Consider the following 22488-nt stretch of genomic DNA (forward strand, 5'->3'; position numbering starts at 1 on the left):
TCTGGCGGTCTGTGCGAAGAGCAGTCGACCAACGGTCGACTCTACCTGTCTGGCGGAACGGTGACCCGGTAGAGTCGGCCGCTGGTCGACTATCGCGCGCAGCGCGGGATTCTGGCGGCCTGCGCGAAGGGCAGTCGACCAACGGTCGACTCTACCTGTCTGGCGGAACGGTGACCCGGTAGAGTCGACCGTTGGTCGACTATCGCGCGCAGCGCGGGATTCTGGCGGTCTGTGCGAAGAGCAGTCGACCAACGGTCGACTCTACCTGTCTGGCGGAACGGTGACCCGGTAGAGTCGACCGCTGGCCGACTATCGCGCGCAGCGCGGGATTCTGGCGGTCTGCGCGAAGGGCAGTCGACCAATGGTCGACTCTACCTGTCTGGCGGAACGGTGACCCGGTAGAGTCGACCGTTGGTCGACCATCGCGCGCAGCGCGGGATTCTGGCGGTCTGCGCGAAGAGCAGTCGACCAACGGTCGACTCTACCCGGCCAGCATGCTGCGGAACCGGCCCAGCACGTATGGATCGATCAGGCCACCGGCCTGGTCATCAAGGATGCGCAGCACCGCCTCGTGTTCCATCGCCTGGCGGTAGGGGCGTGCGCTGGTCATCGCATCGTAGGCGTCGACCACGGTGAGGATGCGTGCGCCCAGCGGGATCGACTCGCCCTGCAGGCCATCGGGATAGCCGCTGCCATCGTGTGCCTCGTGGTGGGCGCGGATCAGCCGCGCCACCGCCACCGCATCACTGCGGCCGGTGGCCAGGAAAATATGCTCGCCGCGCACCGGGTGCTCGCGCATCACTGCGCGGTCCTCTTCGGTGTGGCGGCGCGCGCTCAGCAGTACGTCATCGGGAATGCCGATCTTGCCGATGTCATGGAAGCGCGCAGCGAGCGCGGTGTGTGCGCAGCCTTCGCTGTCCATGTCGCAGTGGAGGGCCAGGCGCTGCGCAAGCAGGCCGACGCGGTCGCAGTGGTGGCGGGTATAGGCATCACGCATCTGCAGCGACATCGACAGGGCATCGATCAGGCAGGAACCGGCGTGCAGCAGGTCGGGAGGACTGGAATGGAGCATGGGGGTGGGGCGCCGCCTTGGCATGCAGAAACAACAAGGCCCGCATCTGCGGGCCCGGATGGGTGGGGGGCGCATAGGGTAGCGCGCGTGGCACGTCGTGCAGGGCCACGCGCGTACCGTGGGCTACGGCATGCGGTGCTGTGTTCAGCCGCTGGTCTGCAGGGTCACGCGGTTGGCCTTGGCGAACGCGTCCTGCGCATCGCTCAGCACCTGCATGTCCTTGTCCATCTTCGTTGTGGCCTGGTCCAGCTGTTCCAGCAGCGGTGCAACCTGTTCTTCGCTGTAACCGTCGGGCAGAGCGGCGATCTGCTCCATCACCGCGAACATGGCAGCGGTACTCTGCACCGAGTCCCGCAGGTTCTGGTGCAGCGGCTCAGCATCCTTGCCGTGGGGCAGCTGTTCGATGTGGGTCAGGCGGTTGGTGGCTTCCTGGTGCGCGTTCTTCAGGCCGAAGCGGTACTGCTCCAGGCTCTTGCCGTCCTGCAGGGCGGCGTGGAACGCTTCGCCACGCGCGCCACTGGTCCACTGCTCGACGGTATGCACCATGCTGTTCCAGCTGGCGACGTTTTCCAGCAGATAGTCGCGATTGCTCATGCCGCTGTTGCAGGCGGCCAGCAGGCCCAGGCTGGTGGCCAGCAGAAGGGGGGCAAATCGATTCACGCAAACACTCCTTGTCTCGGGCGCAGGTTCGGTAGGTGCCAGCCCATCGCCCGCAACGGGCTGGCACCGGTGGTGCGCGGTGGCGTCAGCGCACCGCCAGGGTCAGCAGCAGCGCGCGGGCCGCGTTGAAGCGGTCTTCCGGCAACGGCAGCGGGTGCTTGATGCGCAGCTTGTCCGGTCCTTCCATTGCATACAGGTTGGGCTGCTTCTGGATCAGCTGGATCACCGCCATCGGGTCGATGTTCGGCTTGGATTCGAACACGATGCGGCCGCCGTTCTCGCCCAGGTCCAGTTTGCGGATACCCAGGGTATTGGCCTGCAGCTTCAGTTCGGCGATGGCGAACAGGTGCTTGGCCGGATCCGGCAGCAGGCCGAAGCGATCGATCATCTCCACCTGCAGCTCGCGCAGCGCATCGCTGTCACGCGCGCTGGAAATGCGCTTGTACAGGGTCAGTCGGGTGTGCACGTCCGGCAGGTAGTCTTCCGGAATCAGCGCGGGCACGTGCAGCTCCACCTCGGCGCCGCGCACTTCCTCGCCGGCATCCAGGTCAGGCAGCTTGCCCTGCTTGATGCTGCGCACCGCGCGTTCCAGCAGCTCGGTGTAGAGGCTGAAGCCCACTTCGGCCATCTGCCCGCTCTGGTCCTCGCCCAGCAGTTCGCCGGCGCCGCGGATTTCTAGGTCGTGGGTGGCCAGGGTGAAGCCAGCGCCCAGTTCGTCCATCGAGGCGATCGCTTCCAGGCGCTTTTCCGCGTCCGGGGTGATCGACCGACGGTCGGGCGCCACCAGGTAGGCGTACGCGCGGTGGTGCGAACGGCCGACGCGGCCGCGCAGCTGGTGCAGCTGGGCCAGGCCGAAGCGGTCGGCGCGGTTGATGATGATGGTGTTGGCGTTGGGGATGTCGATGCCCGATTCGATGATCGTGGTCGACAGCAGCACGTTGAAGCGCTGCTTCTGGAAATCCAGCATCACCTTTTCCAGCTCGCGCTCGGGCATCTGCCCATGGGCGATGCCGATGCGCGCTTCGGGTACCAGCTCGGACAGCTCGCGCTGCATGCGGCCGATGCTTTCCACGTCGTTGTGCAGGAAATACAGCTGGCCACCACGCGCAAGCTCGCGCTGGAAGGCTTCGCGCAGCAGCGCGTTGTCCCACTGGGTGATGAAGGTCTGCACCGCCAGCCGGTTCGGCGGCGGGGTGGCGATGATCGACAGGTCGCGCAGGCCGGCCATGGCCATGTTCAAGGTGCGCGGGATCGGCGTGGCGGTCAGCGTCAGCAGGTGCACGTTGGCGCGCAGCGCCTTCAGGGCTTCCTTCTGGCGCACGCCGAAACGCTGCTCCTCGTCGACGATGACCATGCCCAGGTCCTTGAACTTCACGTCCGGCTGCAGCAGGCGATGGGTACCGACGATCACGTCGATGGTGCCGGCAGCGACCTTCTCCAGTTCGGCCTTGATTTCCTTGGTGCTCTTGAAGCGCGAGAGCACTTCCACCTTCAGCGGGTAATCGGCGAAGCGGTCGCGGAAATTGCGGTAGTGCTGTTCGGCCAGCAGCGTGGTCGGCACCAGCACAGCCACCTGCTTGCCGGCACTGGCGGCGGCAAACGCCGCGCGCACGGCCACTTCGGTCTTGCCGAAGCCGACGTCGCCACAGACCACGCGGTCCATCGGCTGGCTGCTGGCCAGGTCGCGCAGGGTGGCGTCGATGGCGGCCAGCTGGTCCGGGGTTTCCTCGAACGGGAAGCCAGCCGCGAACGGTTCGTACATCGCGCGGTCCACCTGCAGCGCCAGGCCGGCACGCGCCTGGCGGCGGGCCTGGATTTCCAGCAGCTCGGCGGCCACGTCGCGCACCTTTTCGGCGGCCTTGCGCTTGGCCTTGGTCCACTGCTCGCCGCCCAGCGAATGCAGCGGCGCGGTTTCCGCCGATGCACCGGAATAGCGGCTGATCAGGTGCAGCTGGGCCACCGGTACGTAAAGGCGGTCGCCCTTGGCGTATTCGATTTCCAGGAACTCGCCGGGCATGCCGCCGACGTCCATCGCGATCAGGCCACGGTAGCGGCCGACGCCATGGTCTTCGTGCACGATCGGCGCGCCTTCGGTCAGCTCGCCCAGATCACGGATGATCGCCTCGGGCTCGCGGCCGGCACGGCGCGTGCGACGGGTGCTGCCGGCGCGCTCGGGGAACAGCTGGCGCTCGGTGAGTACCGCGATGCGCGGTTCGTCCAGCGCGAAGCCGTCTTCCAGCGGTGCCACCGTGATGGCAAAGCGCGCATCGCTGGCGAGGAAGCTGGGCAGGTCGGCCGCCACCGGCGGCTTCAGCTCGGCGGCCTGCAGCACTTCCAGCAGGGCTTCGCGGCGGCCCGGTGAATCGGCGGCGATCAGCACCCGGCCCGGGTAGTGGCCGAGGAAGGATTTCAGTGCATCGCCGGCGGGTGCCTCGCGCGCGGCCACCGGCAGCGGCGGCAGCGGCTGGTCGCCCAGCGCGTGCGCATCGGCAATGCGTGCATGCTCAGGCGCCCACACCTCGATGCGCGCGGCATCGTTCAGGCGCTCGCGCAGCAGTTCCGGCGACAGGTACAGCGACGACGGCGGCAGCAGCGGTCGTTCCACATCGTGGCGGCGCTGCTCGTAACGGTCACCGGTCTGCGCCCAGAAGGCGACCGCCGCTTCGTCCGCACCGGTGCACACCACCGGCAGGCTGCCGGCGGGCAGGTAGTCGAACAGGGTGGCGGTGCGGTCGAAGAACAGCGGCAGGTAGTACTCGATGCCGGCCGGGGCCAGCCCGGATTTCAGGTCCTGGTACAGAGAGCTGCGCCGGGTATCGACATCGAAGCGCTCGCGCAGCGTGCCCAGCACGCGGGCGATGCTGGCATCGTCCATCGGCACTTCGCGGCCCGGCAGCATGTGCACCGACTCGACCTTGTCCAGCGAGCGCTGGCTTTCCGGATCGAAGGCGCGGATCGAGTCGATGTCCTCGTCCAGCAGCTCGACCCGCAGCGGCTCGTCGGCGCCCATCGGGAACACATCGAGCAGGCCACCACGCACGGCGAAATCGCCCGGGTCCATCACCTGCGGCACGTTGCGGTAGCCGGCGCTTTCCAGGCGGCGCTTCTCGGCCTCCAGGTCCAGGCGCTGGCCGACCTTCAGGTCGAAGCTGCCACCGATGACGTAGCTGCGCGGGGCCAGCTGCTGCAGCACCGTCTGTACCGGCACCACCACCAGGCCACGCTTCAGCGTGGGCAGGCGGTGCAGTGCAGCCAGGCGCTGGGAAATGATGTCCGGGTGCGGGCTGAAGCGGTCGTAGGGCAGCGTTTCCCAATCCGGGAAAGCGACCACCGGCAGGTCCGGGTCGTTGCCGATCAGGGTCTGCAGGTCGGCTTCGAGCTGGTTGGCGCCGTGGTTGTCACGGGCGATCACCAGCAGCGGCGCGTCATGCGCGCGCGCCGCCTGGACCAGGTACCAGGCCAGGGCGGTCGGCGAAGCGGGGGCGCGCCACCAGGCGCGGAGCTGGCCGGCGCGCGGCAGCGGCGGGGCGGGGTATGAGGTACGCAACATGGACCGCCGATCTTAGCAGAAGGGGGTGTCGCTACCGTGTGCGCAACTTCCGGTAGCGCCGGGCCATGCCCGGCGGATGCCACATCACCGCTGCGCTCGCCGGGCGTGGCCCGGCGCTACCCTCAGTTGTCCAGTTCCAGCACCATGCGCACCAGGCCGTCGGCGCCGTTGGGGTGCGGTACCGGCTTGAAGCCCAGCGAGGCCGCCAGCTGCTTCATCGGCTCGTTCTCGGCCGCCACGTCGCCATACAGGCGGTCCAGGTACTTGCCGCGTCCCCACTTCACCAGCTTGCGCATCAGCTGCCGGCCCAGGCCCTGGCCGATCAGGAAGCGGCTGATCAGGATCGCGTACTCGGCCTCACGGGTGCCGGGGATGATCGAGGCGCGGGCCACCGCACCCACGACCGCCTCACCGGCGGGCAGCGACTCGGCGGCCACCAGGGTGATTTCGGTCTTGGGGTTGGGATGGGTCAGGCGCTGGGTGGTGTCCGGCGAAAGCTCGGTCACCGACTGCAGGAAACGGTCACGGATTTCTTCCGGCCCGAAGAGGCTGAAGGCGGCCTGCAGCGGCGCGCCGTCTTCCGGGCGGATGGGGCGGATCAGCAGCTCGTGGCCGCTGGGAGCCTTGAAGATCTCATGCCAGGGCGGCATGCGGTTGCGAGTGGCCATACCGGGTGATTCCTTGGTGGTCCATCGATTGTGGCATCACCGGGGCTGCATTCCGTGAACGAAAGGCTCACGTGCGTACAGCCTCGTGAAGACGGCAGATCGTCGCTTGCGCGTGGGCTATTCGGGCGCCTTCAGCCAATCCAGGCGGGTCGTGGCACCCGGCTCGCCCAGGTGCTGGCGCAGCGCCGGCAGGGCCGGGCCGATCACGCGGTCGAACTGCCAGGGGGCATTGAGCAGCAGCATGCCGCTGCCGTTGAGGCGCAGCGGGGAATCGTCCGGGCGCACCAGGAACTCGATGGTCATGGCCGATTTCACCGGCAGGGCGGCAGCCTTGCGCAGGAAATGCAGGATGGTGCGGCGCTGCTTGATCGGGAACCAGACCGCGCAGGTCGCCTGCGGCCAGCGCGCCAGGGTCTCGGCCAGGGCGGCCAGGATGGCCTGGTACTCGGCATCCTGCGCTTCATACGGCGGGTCGATCAGGACCAGGCCACGGCCGATCTTGGTGCCGTTGGCCTTCGGCGGCAGCTGCGAGCGCAGCAGGGCATAGCCGTCGCCGGGGTGCACGCCGACGCGGCTGTCGTGGGCGAACAGCGCCTTCAGCGAGGCCGCCTCGTCTTCCTGCAACTCGCAGACGGCCATCCGGTCCTGCGCGCGCATGGCCTGGGCGCTCAGCAGCGGCGAACCGGGGTAGGTGATCATCGCGCCCACCGGGTTGTCGGCCTGCACGGCCTTCAGGTAGCGCTCGACCACCTCCGGCAGCTTGGGCTGGGCCATCAGCCGCATGATGCCGTCTTCGGCCTCCAGGGTCTTGCGGCCCTCTACGCTGGCCAGCAGGTAGCGGCCAGCGCCGCCATGGGTGTCCAGCACGAAGAACGGGCTGTCCTTGCGCTTGAAGCTGTCGATCAGGGCCAGCTGCACGATGTGCTTGAGGACATCGGCATGGTTGCCGGCATGGAAGGCGTGGCGATAGTTCATGGGCGGCAGTGTACGGGGCGGCGGCCGCAGCGGCTATGCTGCGCGCCATGACACACCCTGTTGCCCAGGTCCTGGTGGTCGAGGACGAAGCCGCCATCGCCGAAACCGTGCTGTACGCCCTGCGCAGCGAAGGCTACGCGGCCAGCCACTGCCTGCTGGGTGGGCAAGCCCTACAGCGCCTGCAGGAGGGCGATGTGGACGTGGTGGTGCTGGACGTGGGACTGCCCGACCTCAGCGGCTTCGAGGTCTGCCGCCGCCTGCGCGCCCTGCCGGGGCCGCAGGCGCAGGTGCCGGTGATCTTCCTGACCGCCCGCAACGATGAGCTGGACCGCGTGCTGGGCCTGGAACTGGGGGCCGACGACTACATGGCCAAGCCCTTTTCGCCGCGCGAGCTGGTGGCCCGGGTGCGCGCCCGCCTGCGCCGCGTGCCACCCGCCGCCCCGGCCGCCGCGGTGGTCGAGCCCGGCTGGCGCGAACACGGGGCCTTCGCCATCGACCGCGAGGGCCGGCGCATCCGCTACCAGGGGCATGCGCTGGACCTGACCCGCTACGAATACGCCCTGCTGGAGGCGCTGCTGCAGCGCCCCGGGGCCATCCTCAGCCGCGCGCAGCTGATGGACCGCGGCTGGGACAGCAGCGCCGACAGTGCCGACCGCACCGTCGATACCCACGTCAAGACGCTGCGCGCCAAGCTGCGCGCCGCCGGGGCCAGCGACGACCCGATCCGCACCCACCGTGGCCTGGGCTACGCGCTGGAGACCTGAGCCATGCGCCTGGTACTGAAGCTGTTCCTGGGCTTCTTCCTGATCACCGGCATCGCCGCGTTCTTCGTGATGCGGGTGTTCGTCAACGAGGTGAAGCCGGGCGTGCGCCAGGCGATGGAATCGACCCTGGTCGATGCGGCCAACGTGCTTGCCGAAATGGCCGCCGCCGACGTCAAGGCCGGCACGATCGGCAGCGGCACCTTCACCCGCAACCTGGCCAAGGCCCGCCAGCGCGACCTGAAGGCGATGGTCTGGCGCTTCCCGAAGCGCTCGCTGGATTACCGGGTGACGATCACCGATGCGCGCGGCATCGTCATCTACGACTCGCTGGGCCGCGACATGGGCCGCGACAATTCGCGCTGGAATGACGTCTACCGCACGCTGCGCGGCGAGTACGGCGCGCGCTCCAGCCCGGAGATCGCCGGCAGCGAGGGCGACACGGTGATGCACGTGGCCGCGCCCATCTACGATCCGGCCGACGGCCACACCCTCATCGGCGTGCTCAGCCTGGCCCAGCCCAACCGCAGCATCGATCCGTTCATCGCCGCCAGCCAGCGCGCCATCATGGAGCGCGGGGCGTGGCTGATCGGCCTGTCCGCGCTGGTGGGCATACTGGTGACGATGTGGCTGACCACCGGCCTGGGCCAGCTCAGCCGTTATGCCCGCGCGGTCACCGCCGGCGAGCCGGTGCCGCCGCCACGGCGCCGCCGCGACGAGATCGGCGATCTCGGCCAGGCCCTGGAAACCATGCGCCGCAAGCTGGAAGGCAAGGCCTACGTCGAGCAGTACGTGCAGTCGCTGACGCACGAGATGAAGAGCCCGCTGGCCGCCATCCGCGGCGCCGCCGAACTGCTGCAGGAACCGATGCCCGATGCCGACCGCGCGCACTTCGCGCGCAGCATCGTCGACCAGCAGGAGCGGCTGACCGAAACCATCGACAAGCTGCTGGCGCTGGCCGAGGTCGAACAGCACGGCTGGCTGCAGACCCGCGATCCGATCGCGCTGGGCGCGCTGCTGGATGATGCCGCCGCTGCCGCCCAGGTGCGCGCACGGGCGGCCGGTGTGGAGGTGCACATCGGCGCGGTGCCGGACCTGCGCGTGCACGGCGATGCCTATCTGCTGCGGCAGGCCCTGCACAACCTGATCGACAACGCCGTGGCATTCTCGGCGGCCGGCAGCGTGGTCGAACTGGAGGCGGTTGCCGATGGGCAGGGCGTGCGCCTGCAGGTCGCTGACCGTGGCGCGGGGGTGCCCGAATACGCGCGCGAACGGGTGTTCGAGCGCTTCTATTCGCTGGCCCGACCGGGCAGTGGCCGGCGCAGCTCGGGCCTGGGCCTGCCGTTCGTGCAGGAAGTGGCCCGCCTGCACGATGGCCGCGCCAGCCTCGAGCCGCGGCCCTCGGGCGGCACCATGGCCAGCCTGTGGCTGCCACTGGGTGGGCCGGTGCAGCGCGCCCGCCGCTGACTTCACATCCGCTTCAAATTCGCCACAAACCCCGCTCACCGCCGCCGTCCATCCTGCAGCCCTCTCCAACGAGGATGGACGATGAGATCCCTGAAGATGCTGTTGCGGTTCGCCATCGTTGGCGGACTGATCCTGCTGCTGCTGATCCCGCTGACGATGATCCGCAGCGTCATCAACGAGCGCAGTGCGTACCGCGACGAAGCGTTCGCACGGGTGGCCGACAGCCGCGCCGGTGCGCAGCGCCTGGTGGGCCCGGTGCGGGTGGTGCCGTGGGTGGAGCGCCAGCACGTCGAGGTGGTGGACGCCAAGGGCAACAAGAAGACCGAGGTGCAGGTCACCGAAGGCCATTGGCTGCAGATGCCGGCCTCGCTGGACGTGGGCGGCGAGATGCTGCCCAGCCAGCGCGAAGTGGGCCTGTTCAAGGTGCCGGTGTACAGCTGGAACGGCCAGCTGAAGGCGACCTTCGCCGCCGACGACTACCCGGTGAAGCCCGGCCGCAGCTACGGCCAGCCGTACGTGGTGCTGGGCGTGTCCGATGCCCGCGGCCTGGTCGGCACGCCGGACCTGCGCGTGGACGGCAAGCCGGTGCGGCTGCTGCCCGGGGTCGGCGTGGCCAGCCAGGTGGGGCGTGGCCTGCATGCGCCGGTGGCCGGTTTCAGCGACAGCCAGGGCGGCACCCTGGGCGGCAGCAGCATCGAACTGCAGCTGCGCCTGGATGGCAGCCGCGCACTGTCGGTGGTGCCGGTGGGCGATGACACGAAGATCGCGCTGCGCTCGCGCTGGCCGCACCCGTCCTTCAGCGGCGCCTTCCTGCCCAACGAGCGGCGCGTCGATGCGCAGGGCTTCAACGCGCACTGGGCGGTGTCCTCGCTGGCCTCCGATGCACAGGCCCAGCTGCGTGCCGAGGGTGCAGTCGATTCGCAGGCCGTGACCGTATCGCTGGTCGATCCGGTCGATGCCTACACCCAGGCCGACCGCGCTTCCAAGTACGGCATCCTGTTCGTGGTGCTCACCTTCGTCGGCTTCATCCTGTTCGAACTGATCAAGTCGCTGCGCATCCACCCGCTGCAGTACCTGATGGTCGGCCTGGCGCTGGCGATCTTCTTCCTGCTGCTGATCAGCCTGTCCGAGCACATCACCTTCTGGAAGGCGTACCTGGTGTCGGCGGTGGCCTGCATCGGCCTGCAGGCGGTGTACCTGGCCCACGTGCTGGGCCACTGGAAGCGTGGCCTGGGCTTCGCCGCGATGCTGACGCTGTTGTACGGCGCGTTGTATGGCCTGCTGGTGTCGGAAAACAACGCGCTGCTGATGGGATCGCTGCTGCTGTTCGTGATCCTGGCACTGGCGATGTGGGTGACCCGCCGGGTCGACTGGTACGCGCTGGGCGCGGACCTGAAGTAAGGAGCACACCATGGGCTGGCGCCAGGGATTGCGGCAACGGACACGTCAGGGCATACCGGCCCTGCTGGAAGTGGATGCACTGCTGCAGGCACATGGTGTGCTGGCGGCCCTGCCGGGGGCACGGATCGCCCCCGGCCTGGTCCGCTTCCAGCTGGCAGCGGTGACCTGCGAGGGATTGCAGCGCAAGGGGCTGGAATGGCTGGCCGGCGCGCGGCAGGGACGCGGCGTGCTGGGCGGGCGGGTGCCACGCTACCGGCCATGGAAGGCCGGCGCAGCGGCGCTGTCGGAGATCGGCATCGACGGGCTGCCGGCGGACTGGCCGGCGCATGCGGCGGTGTATGGCTGCAGCAGCGTGGACCAGCGCCACTGGTTGCTGTTGTTGCCGGGGCGCGCGCAGTTGTGGCTGGGGTGGTGCGGGTGATCGACGCGCCCGCCCATGACCGATGGGACGGGGGCGCCGCGCCGCTGCTGGCTAGACTCGATGGGTTGATGATCGAGCCGAAGGGCAGGGGTGCGATGTGTTGAAGTGGGGCATGCTGGCCACAGCGCTGGCGATGGGTGGCAATGCAATGGCGCAGCAGCGCGAACCGGTGGACCTGGACATGGTCAGCCGCATCCGCCAGGAGGCCTTCCACCGTTCGCAGGTGATGGATACCTTCAGCTACCTCACCGAGCGCATCGGCCCGCGCCTGACCAACTCGCCGGCGATGGGCCGCGCCAATGCGTGGACGCGCGGCAAGTTCAGCGAATGGAAGCTGGACAACGTGCATGACGAAGCGTTCGACGACTTCGGCCGTGGCTGGGAATTCACTTCGGCCAGCGTGGAAATGCTCGGCGACCGCGTGCAGCCGCTGCACGCTCTGCCCAAGGCGTGGACGCCCGGCACCCGTGGCCCGGTCGAGGGCGAGCTGGTGCACGTGGAGATCAAGAAGCTCGAGGATATTGAGCAGTACCGCGGCAAGCTGCGCGGCAAGATCCTGCTGCTGGGCGAGGCGCGTGAGTACAAGCGCGGTACCGAGCCGGATTCGCACCGGCACGATGCGACCTCGCTGGAGGGCCTGCAGGAATTCACCCTGCCCAAGGACGTGGCCTCCGAGCGGGCCAAGCGGGTGAAGGAATACAAGGAACGCCAGGAACTGACCGCCAAGGTCAACGCCTTCTTCGTGGAAGAGGGCGCGCTGGCCGCGATCAGCATCAGCAGCTGGGACAACGGCATCATCCGTGTTGCCGGCGGCGGCTCGCGCAAGGCGGGCGAATCGGTGGGCATCCCGGAACTGGCGATGATCGCCGAGCACTTCAACCCGCTGGTGCGCGCGCTGGAGGCCAAGCAGCCGGTGCGCCTGCGCGTGGACGTGGCCGCACGCTTCACCGATGAGGCCGACCAGCCGGGCTACAACACGCTGGCCGAGATCCGTGGCAGCAGCAAGCCCGATGAGGTGGTGATGATCGGCGCCCACCTGGATTCCTGGCACAGCGGCACCGGCGCCGCCGACAACGCCGCCGGCGTGGCGGTGATGATGGAAGCCATGCGGATCCTCAAGGCCACCGGTGCCAAGCCGAAGCGGACGATCCGCGTGGCCCTGTGGAGTGGCGAGGAGCAGGGCCTGATCGGCTCGCAGGCCTACGTGGCCAAGCACTTCGGTCGCTTCCCGGAGCCCACCGACCCGGCACAGAAGGCGCTGCCGGCGTCGCTGCGCGACCCGACCGGTGCCCTGCAGAAGACCCGCGATTACGGCAAGTTCCAGGTCTACTTCAACATGGACAACGGCTCGGGCCGCTTCCGTGGCATCTATGCCCAGGAAAACCTGGCGGCGATGCCGATCTTCGAAGCCTGGCTGGCCCCGTTCCATGACGTCGGCGCGACCACCGTGGCCACCCGCAATACCGGCAGTACCGACCACATCAGCTTCGACCGCATCGGCCTGCCGGGCTTCCAGTTCATCCAGGACCGGCTGGACTACTTCACCAACGTCCACCACAGCCACCTGGACACCTGGGACCACGCCGAGCCGGACGACCTGAAGCAGGCCGCGGCCATCGTCGCCTCCTTCGCCTACAACGCAGCGATGCGCGAGCAGTCGTTCCCGCGCAAGGCTGAACCGCAGCCCTGAAAAACCGGGCGGGAGGGGCGGGATGCGTCCGCCCCTCCTTGCCTTTCCGGGGCTGGTGGTAAAATCGGGGGATTCCCGTTCCCCGAGCCCTCCATGATCTGCCGCACCCGCTTCGCCCCCAGCCCCACCGGTTACCTGCACATCGGCGGTGCCCGCACCGCGCTGTACTGCTGGCTGGAGGCCCGCCACCGCGGCGGCGAGTTCGTGCTGCGCATCGAGGACACCGACCGCGAACGCAGCACCCAGGGCGCGATCGACGCGATCCTGGAGGCGATGGACTGGCTGGGCCTGGACTACGACGTCGGCCCGATCTACCAGACCGACCGCGTCGCCCGTTACCTGGAAGTGGCCGAACAGCTGGTGGCCGACGGCAAGGCGTACTACGCCTACGAGACCCGCGAAGAGCTGGACGCGATGCGCGAGGCCGCCATGGCCAAGCAGGAAAAGCCGCGCTACAACGGCGCCGCGCGCGAGCTCGGCCTGCCGCGCAAGGATGACCCGAACCGCGTCATCCGCTTCAAGAACCCGCTGGACGGCACCGTGGTGTTCGACGACCTGATCAAGGGCCGCATCGAGATCGCCAACAGCGAGCTGGATGACATGGTCATCTTCCGCCCGGACGGCTACCCCACCTACAACTTCGCGGTGGTGGTGGACGACTGGGACATGGGCATCAGCGAGGTCATCCGCGGCGACGACCATATCAACAACACCCCGCGCCAGATCAACCTGTACGAAGGCATCGGCGCGCCGGTGCCGAAGTTCGGCCACATGCCGATGATCCTGGACGAGCAGGGCGCCAAGCTGTCCAAGCGCACCGGCGCGGCCGACGTGATGCAGTACAAGGACGCCGGCTACCTGCCCGACGCGCTGCTGAGCTACCTGGCCCGCCTGGGCTGGTCGCACGGTGACCAGGAGCTGTTCAGCCGCCAGGAGCTGGTCGAGCTGTTCGACGTGACCAACTGCAATTCCAAGGCCTCGCGCCTGGACATGGCCAAGCTGGGCTGGGTCAACCAGCACTTCCTGAAGACCGAGGAGCCGGCCAGCATCGTGCCGCACCTGGTCTACCAGCTGGAAAAGCTGGGCCTGGACGTGGCCGCTGGCCCGGCCCCGGTGGACGTGGTGATTGCCCTGCGCGAGCGCGTGCAGACCCTGAAGGAAATGGCCGAGAAGGCCGTGGTCTGGTACCAGCCGCTGACCGCGTACGACGACGCAGCCGTGGCCAAGCACTTCAAGGCCGGCGCCGAACTGCCGCTGGGCAAGGCCCGCGAGCTGCTGGCCGCCCTGCCGGAATGGACCGCCGAAGCCGTGGGCGTGGCCCTGCACGACGCTGCCGCCGCCCTGGAAATGGGCATGGGCAAGGTCGCCCAGCCGCTGCGCGTGGCCATCACCGGCACCCAGGTCAGCCCTGACATTTCCCATACCGTGTACCTGGCCGGCCGCGAGCAGGCCTTGAAACGCATCGATGTGGCCATCACCAAGGTAGCAACGGCCTGAGCCCTGCCGCCCAGACCTGAACCGGAGAACGCGCATGCCCGCCAAACCAGCTTCTGCCTGTACCGCCCCGCACCACCACGTCCACGACGCATCGGATTTCGTGGCGGTGGTGGAGCGTGTCTCGCGCGAGCGCGGCCTGCGCCTGACCCCGATCCGCGCCAACGTGCTCAAGCTGATCGCCGAGGCCGGCAAGCCGGTCAAGGCCTACGAGCTGCTGGAGTGGGTGCGCAACGGCAAGGGCGTGGGCGCCGACGCCCCGCCCACCGTGTACCGCGCGCTCGATTTCCTGATGGCCAATGGCTTCGTGCACAAGCTGGAATCGGTCAATGCCTTCGTGGCCTGCCACCATCCCAGCAGCGCGGCGCATTCGGTGCCGTTCCTGATCTGCAACAGCTGCCACAGCGCGGTGGAACTGGAAGACCGCGAAATCGTCACCCAGCTGGAAAAGCGCGCCAAGGAGCTGGGCTTCCAGCCGCAGGCGCAGACCCTGGAAGTGCACGGTCTCTGCGCGCGCTGCGCCGGGTAACGGATCGGTAGTGCCGGCCGCTGGCCGGCAGCCTCAGCGCGACGCCCGGGCCTTGAGCCGCTTCAGCACGGGCGTGCGCGCAGCAGCCAGCTCGTCGTCCTGCAACGCCAGCGACCGCACCCACTCCAGCGCCTCGGGCATGCAGGCACCGCGTGCGGCATACAGCGCCAGGCTCCGGCCCCGCATTGACGGCGCCTGTTGCCACGCGCGTTGCACCAGGCGCAGCAGCGCCTGCTGCATGGCCACTGGCACCACAACGCCCTTTTCGAACGACAGCAGCGAGTTCAGCGCGGCCAGCGCCCGCGACGGCGGCGACTGCGGATCGTCATGGCTGAAGTCGGCCTGTTCGCAGAACGCCAGCAGTGCCGCCACCGACGCCTCGCTGCGCACGTCCTCCAGCACGCTGATCGCATAGGTCGCCAGGCGCGGGTTCTCCAGCAGCGGCAGCAGCCCTGCAACGCCGTGGTGGCCGAATGCCGCACACGCCTGCGCCCACGGTGCCATCGGTGCGAAGTGCGTGCCATCGGCGTTGTACTGGAATTCCTCGCGCCAGCGGTACAGCGCACACAGCCGCTCGATCTCGGCCGCGCCCTCGCCACCGTGCTCCAGCACGAAGCGGATCAGGTCCTCCACGTCCACGTTGCCGCCATGCTCCAGCGGCGCAGTGCCCTTGGCCGCCTTTTTGGCCAGCGCGTTGAATTTCATGATGAGTGATCGTTCCTGGCACAAAGCAGTCGAGCATGGCTCGACTCTACAAATAATGCGGAGCCGCAGGCCCCGCTTTTGATTCTATTCCTTTGATCCACGTGGCTGACGCGCACGGAAACCGTCCGTGGCCGGGTGGGTGGGGCAGGCGGGACCGCAGGCGCCATGGATGGCGCCTACGAGCCCCCATGGATGGGTTCACGGCGTGTCCCGACTGCCCCACCCACCCGGCCCATCCAGCCATCCAACCGCAACGATCAGCCACGAGGGGCTCCGCCGTTCGCAGCCCACGGCGAAGCCGCGCTTCTCGGCAGGCAGCAGAGCAGTCGACTGACAGTCGACTCTACCAGTCGACTCTACCGTTCCGGTGCTGGTGCCGCCGCAGGCACAGGCTCCGCCGCGGTATCCACCCGCGCGATCACCGACATCCCCGGCCGCAGCCGCGCCGCCAGTTCCTGCCCCGGATCAATCGAAATCCGGATCGGCAACCGCTGCACCACCTTGGTGAAGTTGCCGCTCGCATTGTCCGGGCGCAGCACGCTGAACTCCGAACCGGTGGCCGGCGCGATCTGCTCCACGTGCCCGTGCAGGCGCTCGCCCTTGAACGCATCCACCGAGAACGTCACCGGCTGGCCGATACGCATCTGCCAGGTCTGGCCTTCCTTGAAATTGGCCACCACCCACAGCGCCTCCGGCACCAGGAACAGCAGTTGCGAGCCGGCCGCCACGTACTGGCCGACGCGCACGCTGGCCTCGCTGATCTGCCCGTCGCGCGGGGCGTGGATGACCGTATTGGCCAGGTCGATGCGCGCCAGTTCAAGCTGCGCCTGCGCGCTCTCGACCTGCGCTTCAAGGCTCTTGCGCGCGACCTGGGTCGATAGCAGCGTCTCCTCGGCGATGCGGATCTGTGCCTGCGACTGCTGCACGCTCGCCTGTGCCGAGGCCTGGGTGGTGCGGAACTTGTCGCGGTCGTTGATCGAGACCAGCTGCTGCGCCGCCAGCTCCTCGTAACGCTTGGCCTCGTTGCGCGAGCGCTGCAGCTCGGCCTGGCCGGACGACAGGGTGGCGCGCGCCGAGGCGATCTGCGCGCGGTTCTGCGCCTGCGACTGGTCCGAGTTGGCCAGCGCCGCGCGCGCGCTGTCCAGCGCCGCTTCGGCCTGCGCCACCTTCTGCGCGTAGATGCGGTCATCGATGCGCAGCAGCGGCTCGCCCTTCTTCACGTGCTGGAAGTCCTTCACCAGCACCTCGGTGACATAGCCGGCCACCTGCGGCGCCATCACCGTGATCTGCCCGCGCACATAGGCGTTGTCGGTGACCATCACGCTGCTGGTGAACGGCCACAGGCTCCAGGCGCGCAGGATCAGCGCGATGCCCAGCAGTGCCACCACCACCATCACCACCACGCTGCGCGCGCTGGGCTTGAGGTACTTCGGTGCCGCCGCCGGTGCGGCGGGCGTGGGCGCCGGTGCCGCGTCGGTCGGCGGTGGCGGGCTGACATTGCCGGGGGCGTCGCTGTCGGAGCGGGGCGGTAGCGGGGACATGGCGGCGGACTCAGTGGGGCGGGGCGGCGTGGGCCGCAACGGGCGGTAACGGATGGCGCTTGTGCCATTGCTTGAGGATGGCGGTACGCAGCGACAGCAGCAGCAACCAGCACAGGAAGCCGATCGCCAGCCAACCGCTCAGGGTGAACACATCATTGAAGCCGCGCACGTTGGCTTCGCGGCGCGCGGTCTGCGCCAGCTGCGCAGTGCCCTGTGCGCTGCGCAGCACCGGATCGGTGATCTGCGCGGCGTAGATCTGCTGCTGGATGCGCAGGCGCTGCGCGACCACCGGGTCGGCGGGGTCGAGCTGGCTGGTGATGGCGCTGGAATAGAGCTGCTCGCGATGCAGCTGGAACGTACCCAGCACGGCCGAACCGGCCAGGCCACCCAGGGTCTGGGTGATCGACAGCGTGACCAGGAAGGTGATCATGTGGTCCACGCCCTGCTTCAGCGCGGCGGAGATGCCGAGCATGATCAGCGGGCCCATGAACATGCCGGTACCGACCGAGGCCAGGAACTGGCTGATGTAGAAGTCGTGCGGCCGGTCCAGGCTGGTACGGCTCTGGTCGAAGAACGCGGCGGTGCCCAGCAGCAGGATGGCCATCAGCAGCTGTGCGATCAGCCGCTTCGGCCCGAAGGTGAGCGAGGCGCCGGCGATGCCGACGATCACCCCGGCCAGGATCACCACGAACAGCGGTCGCATCTGGTCCGGGCCCATGCCCAGCGTGCGCATCAGGTTGACCACGCCGTAGGACTGTTCGGTGGTGAGGAAGCGCAGCAGGAACGCGCCGACGATGAAGTGCAGCACCGGCAACGTCGACAGCCAGCGGATCTGCAGCAGCGGATTGCGCCGGTAGTGTTCGATGACCAGTGCCGTGGTGGCCAGCGCGATCGAGGCCACCAGCGCCCAGCCCAGCCACGGCGTGTTCAACCACCAGCGCGTGTAGCCCTGCGCCAGCACCACCACCAGCAGTGCAACGGCCGGTGCCAGCAGGGCGAAGGTGAGGAAATCCAGTGGCTCGAAGGCCTTGATCTGCACGCCCGGCGGCAGCTTCAGCAGCACCACGGCGGCGAACGCGCACAGCGCCAGGCCCGCCTCGAACGAGTACAGCTGGTGCCATTGGCCGGTATCGACCAGCGCGGGCGAGACGATCCAGGCGATCGGCACCGCCAGCTGCGACAGGCCCACGCCGATCACCAGCAGGTTGCCGGTGAAGCGCCGCGGCAGCGCCTGCAGCATGTACAGCGTGCCCAGCGTCGAGCAGGCCGCACCGGCAAAGCCGCTGGCGGCGCGGGTCAGCATCGTGGTTTCGAAACTGCCCACGAACAGGTGCAGCACCGCCAGTGCCGCATACAGGCCCAGGCCGATCTCGGCGAACAGGCGGATGCCGTACTGCTGGCGGAACTTGAAGGCCAGCAGGTTGGCGGTGACATTGACCATGGCGTAGGCGGCCACCAGCCAGCTGCCCTGGGTGGGCGTCAGCGCGAGCTGGCCCTGCAGGAAGGGCAGGTTGGCGGTGACCAGCGCATTGCCCAGGCCGCCGGTGATGGCCACTAGCAGTGACACCAGCGCATAGGCCGCGCGGCGGTACGGAGGATGCCAGGGCATCGAGGCCGAACCGGGCATGGTCGGCTTCTCGTGCTCCTCCCAGTCCGGAACCGGCTTGAGATACGGCTGGACCATCAGCGCCCCTGGTTGGCTGCTCCCTGGAGGCCGCCGCGCAGCAGCTGCAGGGCGCGCCCGGCCAGGTGGGCGCGCTCCTCGCGGGTCTTGCCACGCAGGGCCGCGCCCAGCATGCCCGAGATCAGTGAAATATCCGTCTTTTCCAGGTCGGGCCGGCACAGGCCGGCGGCCTTGGCGCGGGCGATGGGGGCTTCCAGCAGGTCGCGCACCGTTTCGCGGGCGATGCGCATGGCCGCCACGTCCGAATCCACCGCGCGCCAGTAATCGGCCAGCGCCGGCGAGTCGATGATGCGCTGGGCCATGCCTTCGAAGACCTCGAACAGGGCGTCATCGCGGTCGCCCAGTTGTTCCACCTGGCGGCGGATGCGGTCCACGGTCCGCTGCAGCAGCGCCTGGATCAGGGCGGTGCGGTCGGGGAAGTTGCGGTACAGGGTCGCGCGGCCCACCTGGGCGCGTTCAACCACCAGGTCCAGTGGCGCGGTAACGCCGTGTTGGCCGAACACATGGTCGGCGGCATCGAGGATGAGGGCACGGCGGGCAGCAGCATCAGCACGTTGGGTGGTCATGGCTTCAGTATCGGACAAATATGTCCAGTTGGCGAGACGTTGAGTGACGGGATTGTCCGTTTGTTGCTCTACGCACATCTTTGTAAATACGGCGTGAAGATCGTGGTGCCGGAGCGCGCGCATAAAAAACGGGGGCCATGAAGGCCCCCGGGAGAGAACGGCGATGAACGTCGCCAGGAAATGCTTGCTGGGGTCAGTAGATCCACGCCATGCGTGGATGACCGATCAGAAGTACGCGCGGATGCCGAAGGCGACACCACGGCCCGGCAGCGGCGAGTAGTCACGCAGCAGCGAGGTATGCGGACGCACTTCGCGGTTGGTCAGGTTGCTGCCATCCAGGAACACCTCGTAGCTGTTGCTGTCGCTGCGGTCCCAGCGGTAAGCGAAGTGCGCATCGACCAGGGTGTAGCCGTTGCTCGGCTCCTCGTTCTGGGCCACGTCCTTCTGCCGGCTGTAGCGCACCGCGCCGACCGAGGCGCGCCAGCCGTCCTTCGCCCAGCGCAGGTCGGCGCCGACACGGGCCGGGGCGATGCGCGGCAGGTAACCGGTGTTGGCCAGGTCCACGCTGTAATTGTGGTTGTGGTCGCCATGCGGCACGGCGATATCCAGCGTACGGCTGCCGTTGCCGTCCAGCTTGGCCTGCACGTAGTCACCGAACACGCGCAGGTCCCAGTCGCCGGCGTTGCCTTCAAACAGGTGCACCAGCGCCTCGGCCTCGGCACCCTTGAACACCGCATCCTGCTGCGTCCAGGTGCGCACCGGCAGGCCTTCGGTGATGCCGGTGTCGGCCAGGTAGATGAAGTCCTTGAACTTCGTCTGGTAGATCGCCGCAGAGAAGTCCAGGCGATCGCTGTGGGTGTGGATGCCCAGCTCGACACGCTGGCCGCGCTCGGTCTTCAGGTCTGCGTCGCCGATTTCCAGCGAACGGGTCGCGATGTGCGCACCGGCGGCATACAGCTCTTCGTTGGTCGGCGCACGCTCGGAGCTGTCCACGCCGATGCGCAGGTCGACCGCATCGTTGAGCTTCCAGATGCCGGCGGCGGACAGGTTGGTGGCGTCGAACTTGCGGCGGCGGTAGTCACCGGTCGGGTCCAGCTTGACCTGGTCGTGGCGGCCACCCAGTTCCAGCTTGAACGGGCCGAACTGCTTTTCCTGCAGCACGAACAGGCCGACGTTCTTCGTGTTGGTGTCCGGCACGAAGGCTTCTTCACCCTTGGCGCCGAAATCGCTGTTGCCGAACTGCAGGCCGAAGGCGCCGTCCCAGCCGCCGATCTGCTGCTGCACGGCTTCCACGCGCGTCTCGATGCCACGGTTGGTGAAGCGGGTGGACGGCGTGCCGGCCTCCAGTTCCACGTGCTCGTAATCGGTGTAGGCCACGCGCGCGTTGACGTTCTTCAGGAACGACACCGGGTTGTAGATGCCGGCCTTGGTCTCGAAGCGGTTCTGCACCATGTCGATGCGGACGTCGTGCTCGTCGCCTTCCTCCTCCTCGTCGCCATGGTCGTGGTCATGGTCGTGGTCATCGCCATCGGCATGCACGTGGGCGCCGTTGGGGATGCCGTAGTTGGTGCGGTAGGTGCTGGCCGACACGCCGAAGTAACCGCCTTCGCCCAGCCAGGTGGCACCGACGCCACCGGCACGGGTACGGATGGAGCTGTTGTCCAGGCGGCCGCGGCGCGGCTCTTCGCCTTCCTCGCCCGCGTGGTCGTGGTCATGGTCTTCGTGGTGGTCTTCCAGGCTGTCGATCACCGCGTAGCCGGGGATGTGGTAGTCATCGCCGTTGCGCACCAGGCCATCGACGTGCAGCACGACATTGCCGCTGACACCGTCGAGGCGGAACATGCCGCTGCGCTCGTCGTTGACCGAGTTGCCACGCAGTTCGGCGCGGCCGCTCAGCGGGCGGTCCGGCAGTTCGCGGGCGATGCGGCCGTCGACCACGTTCACCGCGCCGCCGATGGCGCCGCTGCCGAACAGCAGGGTGGCCGGGCCCTTCAGCACTTCGATCTGGTCAGCCAGGAAGGGTTCGATGCTGGTGGCGTGGTCGGCGCTGACGGTGGAGGCATCCATGTTGCCCATGCCGTTGGACAGCACGGCCACGCGCGGGCCTTCCTGGCCGCGGATGATCGGGCGGCCGACGCCGGGGCCGAAGAAGGTGCTCTGCACGCCGGGCAGCTTGGCCACGGTGTCACCCAGGGTGCCGGCCTTCTGCTCGTCCAGGCGCTCGCCGGCCAGCACGTCCACCGGGCGCGCCAGCGACTCGGCATCGCCCTGCAGCGGGGAGGCGGTGACCTGCACTGACGACAGCTCGGTCAGGTGGCGGTCACGATGGGTGTCCTGGTCGGCGGCGGCAAAAGCGGCCGACGGCAGCAGGGCGGCGAGGGCGATGGCCAGCGAATGTGGCTTGAAACGAGGGGCGTGAGAGGGCATCCGGTGCTTCCTTTGTTACATTGTATCAATCGGGTGGCGCACGTATCCCGTCGTGGGACAGGGGGAGGGAAACCGTGCGGGTCGGGGACGGATGTTATATTATTCCATAACGATTCGCCGACCCTGCTGGAAGTCATGTCCCTGTCCTCCTCCTTCCGCCGCCTGCTCGACCGCTTCGGCGCCACTGGTTCGATGCTGTGCGCCGTGCACTGCGCGGTGATCCCGGTGCTGCTGGCGATCGCCCCCTCGCTGGGCCTTTCGTTCTGGCTGAGCGACGGGGTGGAAATGACCCTGGTGGTTTTCGTCACCCTGCTCGGGCTGTTCAGCCTGGTCATGGGCTACCGCCGCCATGGTGCGCTGCGCGCGCTGGGCTTCCTGCTGCCGGGCCTGGTCGCCCTGTGGGCGGGCGTGCTGGTCGACGCGCTGCATCACAATGCGGTGCCGCACGCGGTGGTGATGACCCTCGGCGGCCTGCTGGTGGGCGTGGCCCACCTGGTCAACCTGCGCCTGAACCACGTCCACGTCCATGACGCCAGCTGCGCGCACTAGGCGCGTCGTGTTAGGCTTTCTGATCGTGCGCGGGGGCGTCCAGCAAGACGGCCCCGCCGAACCCGTGTCAGCACGGGGTAACCAGATTTCACACTTTAGGAGTTGAAGACATGGGTAAGGGTGACCGCAAGACCGCCAAGGGCAAGCGCTACAACGCCAGCTACGGCAACGCCCGTTCGCACACCGCGAGCAAGGTCGCTGTAGGCGCCGGTGCCCCGGTTGCCAAGAAGACCGTGGCCAAGGCTCCGGCCAAGAAGGCCGTGGCGAAGAAGGCTGCTGCCAAGGCCTGATCCGGCCGGGTAGAGGTCCAAAGAAAAACGCGGCGCCT

Annotated in this window: 19 protein-coding genes; 9 read left to right on the forward strand and 10 right to left on the reverse strand. The window is 68.2% G+C overall.

The genetic code is table 11. The annotated features are described in order from the left end of the window. Positions 1-481: 481 nt before the first annotated feature. The 5 genes from AC3WL7_RS20250 to AC3WL7_RS20270 all read right to left on the reverse strand — a co-directional run bounded on the left by AC3WL7_RS20250 (position 482) and on the right by AC3WL7_RS20270 (position 6925). A complete protein-coding gene (locus AC3WL7_RS20250; protein WP_492752766.1) occupies positions 482-1072 on the reverse strand; it encodes an HD-GYP domain-containing protein in 591 nt (196 codons plus the stop codon). Between the two features lie 144 nt (positions 1073-1216). Then, positions 1217-1732, reverse strand: coding sequence for a hypothetical protein (locus AC3WL7_RS20255; RefSeq protein ID WP_108746258.1), 516 nt, complete (start codon positions 1730-1732; stop codon positions 1217-1219). Positions 1733-1817: 85 nt separating this feature from the next. Next, positions 1818-5282, reverse strand: a complete 3465-nt coding sequence (mfd, locus tag AC3WL7_RS20260) for a transcription-repair coupling factor (RefSeq protein ID WP_492752768.1) — start codon at positions 5280-5282, stop codon at positions 1818-1820. Positions 5283-5404: 122 nt separating this feature from the next. After that, entirely contained in the window at positions 5405-5950 is a 546-nt protein-coding gene (locus tag AC3WL7_RS20265; RefSeq protein ID WP_079221197.1) for a GNAT family N-acetyltransferase, read from the reverse strand. Positions 5951-6067: 117 nt separating this feature from the next. Further along, positions 6068-6925, reverse strand: coding sequence for a 23S rRNA (adenine(2030)-N(6))-methyltransferase RlmJ (locus AC3WL7_RS20270; RefSeq protein WP_492752770.1), 858 nt, complete (start codon positions 6923-6925; stop codon positions 6068-6070). Between the two features lie 35 nt (positions 6926-6960). Between AC3WL7_RS20270 and creB the strand changes: the two genes are divergently transcribed. The 7 genes from creB (at position 6961) to AC3WL7_RS20305 (ending at position 14688) form a co-directional block, all read left to right on the forward strand. Next, entirely contained in the window at positions 6961-7689 is a 729-nt protein-coding gene (gene creB, locus AC3WL7_RS20275) for a two-component system response regulator CreB (RefSeq protein ID WP_492752772.1), read from the forward strand. A 3-nt stretch (positions 7690-7692) separates the two neighbouring features. Beyond that, positions 7693-9153, forward strand: a complete 1461-nt coding sequence (creC, locus tag AC3WL7_RS20280) for a two-component system sensor histidine kinase CreC (protein WP_492752774.1) — start codon at positions 7693-7695, stop codon at positions 9151-9153. An 81-nt stretch (positions 9154-9234) separates the two neighbouring features. Next, a complete protein-coding gene (gene creD, locus AC3WL7_RS20285; RefSeq protein ID WP_492752776.1) occupies positions 9235-10554 on the forward strand; it encodes a cell envelope integrity protein CreD in 1320 nt (439 codons plus the stop codon). A 10-nt stretch (positions 10555-10564) separates the two neighbouring features. After that, positions 10565-10975 carry a hypothetical protein gene (locus AC3WL7_RS20290; RefSeq protein ID WP_492752778.1) on the forward strand — a complete coding sequence of 137 codons (411 nt, stop codon included), beginning with the start codon at positions 10565-10567 and terminating at the stop codon, positions 10973-10975. Positions 10976-11087: 112 nt separating this feature from the next. After that, positions 11088-12665: a M20/M25/M40 family metallo-hydrolase gene (locus AC3WL7_RS20295; protein WP_492752779.1), complete on the forward strand. Its 1578-nt coding sequence runs from the start codon at positions 11088-11090 to the stop codon at positions 12663-12665. A 93-nt stretch (positions 12666-12758) separates the two neighbouring features. Beyond that, a complete protein-coding gene (gene gltX, locus AC3WL7_RS20300; protein ID WP_108746262.1) occupies positions 12759-14162 on the forward strand; it encodes a glutamate--tRNA ligase in 1404 nt (467 codons plus the stop codon). Positions 14163-14196: 34 nt separating this feature from the next. Continuing rightward, positions 14197-14688: a Fur family transcriptional regulator gene (locus tag AC3WL7_RS20305; protein WP_079221204.1), complete on the forward strand. Its 492-nt coding sequence runs from the start codon at positions 14197-14199 to the stop codon at positions 14686-14688. A gap of 33 nt (positions 14689-14721) precedes the next feature. On the opposite strand, the gene AC3WL7_RS20310 is transcribed toward AC3WL7_RS20305, so the two are convergent. The 5 genes from AC3WL7_RS20310 to AC3WL7_RS20330 all read right to left on the reverse strand — a co-directional run bounded on the left by AC3WL7_RS20310 (position 14722) and on the right by AC3WL7_RS20330 (position 21611). After that, positions 14722-15393 carry a hypothetical protein gene (locus tag AC3WL7_RS20310; protein ID WP_492752781.1) on the reverse strand — a complete coding sequence of 224 codons (672 nt, stop codon included), beginning with the start codon at positions 15391-15393 and terminating at the stop codon, positions 14722-14724. A 356-nt stretch (positions 15394-15749) separates the two neighbouring features. Next, positions 15750-16934: an HlyD family secretion protein gene (locus AC3WL7_RS20315; RefSeq protein ID WP_492752783.1), complete on the reverse strand. Its 1185-nt coding sequence runs from the start codon at positions 16932-16934 to the stop codon at positions 15750-15752. A 10-nt stretch (positions 16935-16944) separates the two neighbouring features. Then, complete coding sequence (locus tag AC3WL7_RS20320; RefSeq protein WP_492752784.1) at positions 16945-18618, reverse strand: MFS transporter; 1674 nt, start codon at positions 18616-18618, stop codon at positions 16945-16947. Beyond that, complete coding sequence (locus AC3WL7_RS20325) at positions 18618-19184, reverse strand: TetR/AcrR family transcriptional regulator (RefSeq protein ID WP_079221208.1); 567 nt, start codon at positions 19182-19184, stop codon at positions 18618-18620. The genes AC3WL7_RS20320 and AC3WL7_RS20325 overlap by 1 nt, the downstream gene beginning before the upstream one ends. Before the next feature lie 225 nt (positions 19185-19409). Continuing rightward, positions 19410-21611, reverse strand: coding sequence for a TonB-dependent receptor (locus AC3WL7_RS20330; RefSeq protein WP_492752786.1), 2202 nt, complete (start codon positions 21609-21611; stop codon positions 19410-19412). Positions 21612-21746: 135 nt separating this feature from the next. Here AC3WL7_RS20330 and AC3WL7_RS20335 point away from each other — a divergent pair, with 135 nt between their 5' ends. Both AC3WL7_RS20335 and AC3WL7_RS20340 read left to right on the forward strand, forming a co-directional pair. Then, positions 21747-22160 (forward strand): MerC domain-containing protein, encoded by a 414-nt coding sequence (locus AC3WL7_RS20335; RefSeq protein ID WP_079221210.1) that lies wholly within the window; start codon positions 21747-21749, stop codon positions 22158-22160. Positions 22161-22270: 110 nt separating this feature from the next. Further along, complete coding sequence (locus AC3WL7_RS20340; RefSeq protein WP_079221211.1) at positions 22271-22450, forward strand: 30S ribosomal protein THX; 180 nt, start codon at positions 22271-22273, stop codon at positions 22448-22450. The last annotated feature ends 38 nt before the right edge of the window (positions 22451-22488 follow it).

This window comes from Stenotrophomonas sp. FW305-3-2-15-E-LB1 (assembly GCF_058787375.1).

What these genes read in the sequence shown, in the direction of transcription:
- AC3WL7_RS20290 (WP_492752778.1), top strand. Translation starts at nt 10,565, where the DNA reads ATGGGCTGGCGCCAGGGATTGCGGCAACGGACACGTCAGGGCATACCG.
- AC3WL7_RS20270 (WP_492752770.1), bottom strand. Translation starts at nt 6,925, where the DNA reads ATGAACTATCGCCACGCCTTCCATGCCGGCAACCATGCCGATGTCCTC.
- creD (WP_492752776.1), top strand. Translation starts at nt 9,235, where the DNA reads ATGAGATCCCTGAAGATGCTGTTGCGGTTCGCCATCGTTGGCGGACTG.
- creB (WP_492752772.1), top strand. Translation starts at nt 6,961, where the DNA reads ATGCTGCGCGCCATGACACACCCTGTTGCCCAGGTCCTGGTGGTCGAG.
- AC3WL7_RS20325 (WP_079221208.1), bottom strand. Translation starts at nt 19,184, where the DNA reads ATGACCACCCAACGTGCTGATGCTGCTGCCCGCCGTGCCCTCATCCTC.
- AC3WL7_RS20265 (WP_079221197.1), bottom strand. Translation starts at nt 5,950, where the DNA reads ATGGCCACTCGCAACCGCATGCCGCCCTGGCATGAGATCTTCAAGGCT.
- AC3WL7_RS20335 (WP_079221210.1), top strand. Translation starts at nt 21,747, where the DNA reads ATGTCCCTGTCCTCCTCCTTCCGCCGCCTGCTCGACCGCTTCGGCGCC.
- AC3WL7_RS20315 (WP_492752783.1), bottom strand. Translation starts at nt 16,934, where the DNA reads ATGTCCCCGCTACCGCCCCGCTCCGACAGCGACGCCCCCGGCAATGTC.
- AC3WL7_RS20295 (WP_492752779.1), top strand. Translation starts at nt 11,088, where the DNA reads ATGCTGGCCACAGCGCTGGCGATGGGTGGCAATGCAATGGCGCAGCAG.
- gltX (WP_108746262.1), top strand. Translation starts at nt 12,759, where the DNA reads ATGATCTGCCGCACCCGCTTCGCCCCCAGCCCCACCGGTTACCTGCAC.
- AC3WL7_RS20310 (WP_492752781.1), bottom strand. Translation starts at nt 15,393, where the DNA reads ATGAAATTCAACGCGCTGGCCAAAAAGGCGGCCAAGGGCACTGCGCCG.
- AC3WL7_RS20340 (WP_079221211.1), top strand. Translation starts at nt 22,271, where the DNA reads ATGGGTAAGGGTGACCGCAAGACCGCCAAGGGCAAGCGCTACAACGCC.
- AC3WL7_RS20250 (WP_492752766.1), bottom strand. Translation starts at nt 1,072, where the DNA reads ATGCTCCATTCCAGTCCTCCCGACCTGCTGCACGCCGGTTCCTGCCTG.
- AC3WL7_RS20330 (WP_492752786.1), bottom strand. Translation starts at nt 21,611, where the DNA reads ATGCCCTCTCACGCCCCTCGTTTCAAGCCACATTCGCTGGCCATCGCC.
- AC3WL7_RS20305 (WP_079221204.1), top strand. Translation starts at nt 14,197, where the DNA reads ATGCCCGCCAAACCAGCTTCTGCCTGTACCGCCCCGCACCACCACGTC.
- AC3WL7_RS20320 (WP_492752784.1), bottom strand. Translation starts at nt 18,618, where the DNA reads ATGGTCCAGCCGTATCTCAAGCCGGTTCCGGACTGGGAGGAGCACGAG.
- creC (WP_492752774.1), top strand. Translation starts at nt 7,693, where the DNA reads ATGCGCCTGGTACTGAAGCTGTTCCTGGGCTTCTTCCTGATCACCGGC.
- mfd (WP_492752768.1), bottom strand. Translation starts at nt 5,282, where the DNA reads ATGTTGCGTACCTCATACCCCGCCCCGCCGCTGCCGCGCGCCGGCCAG.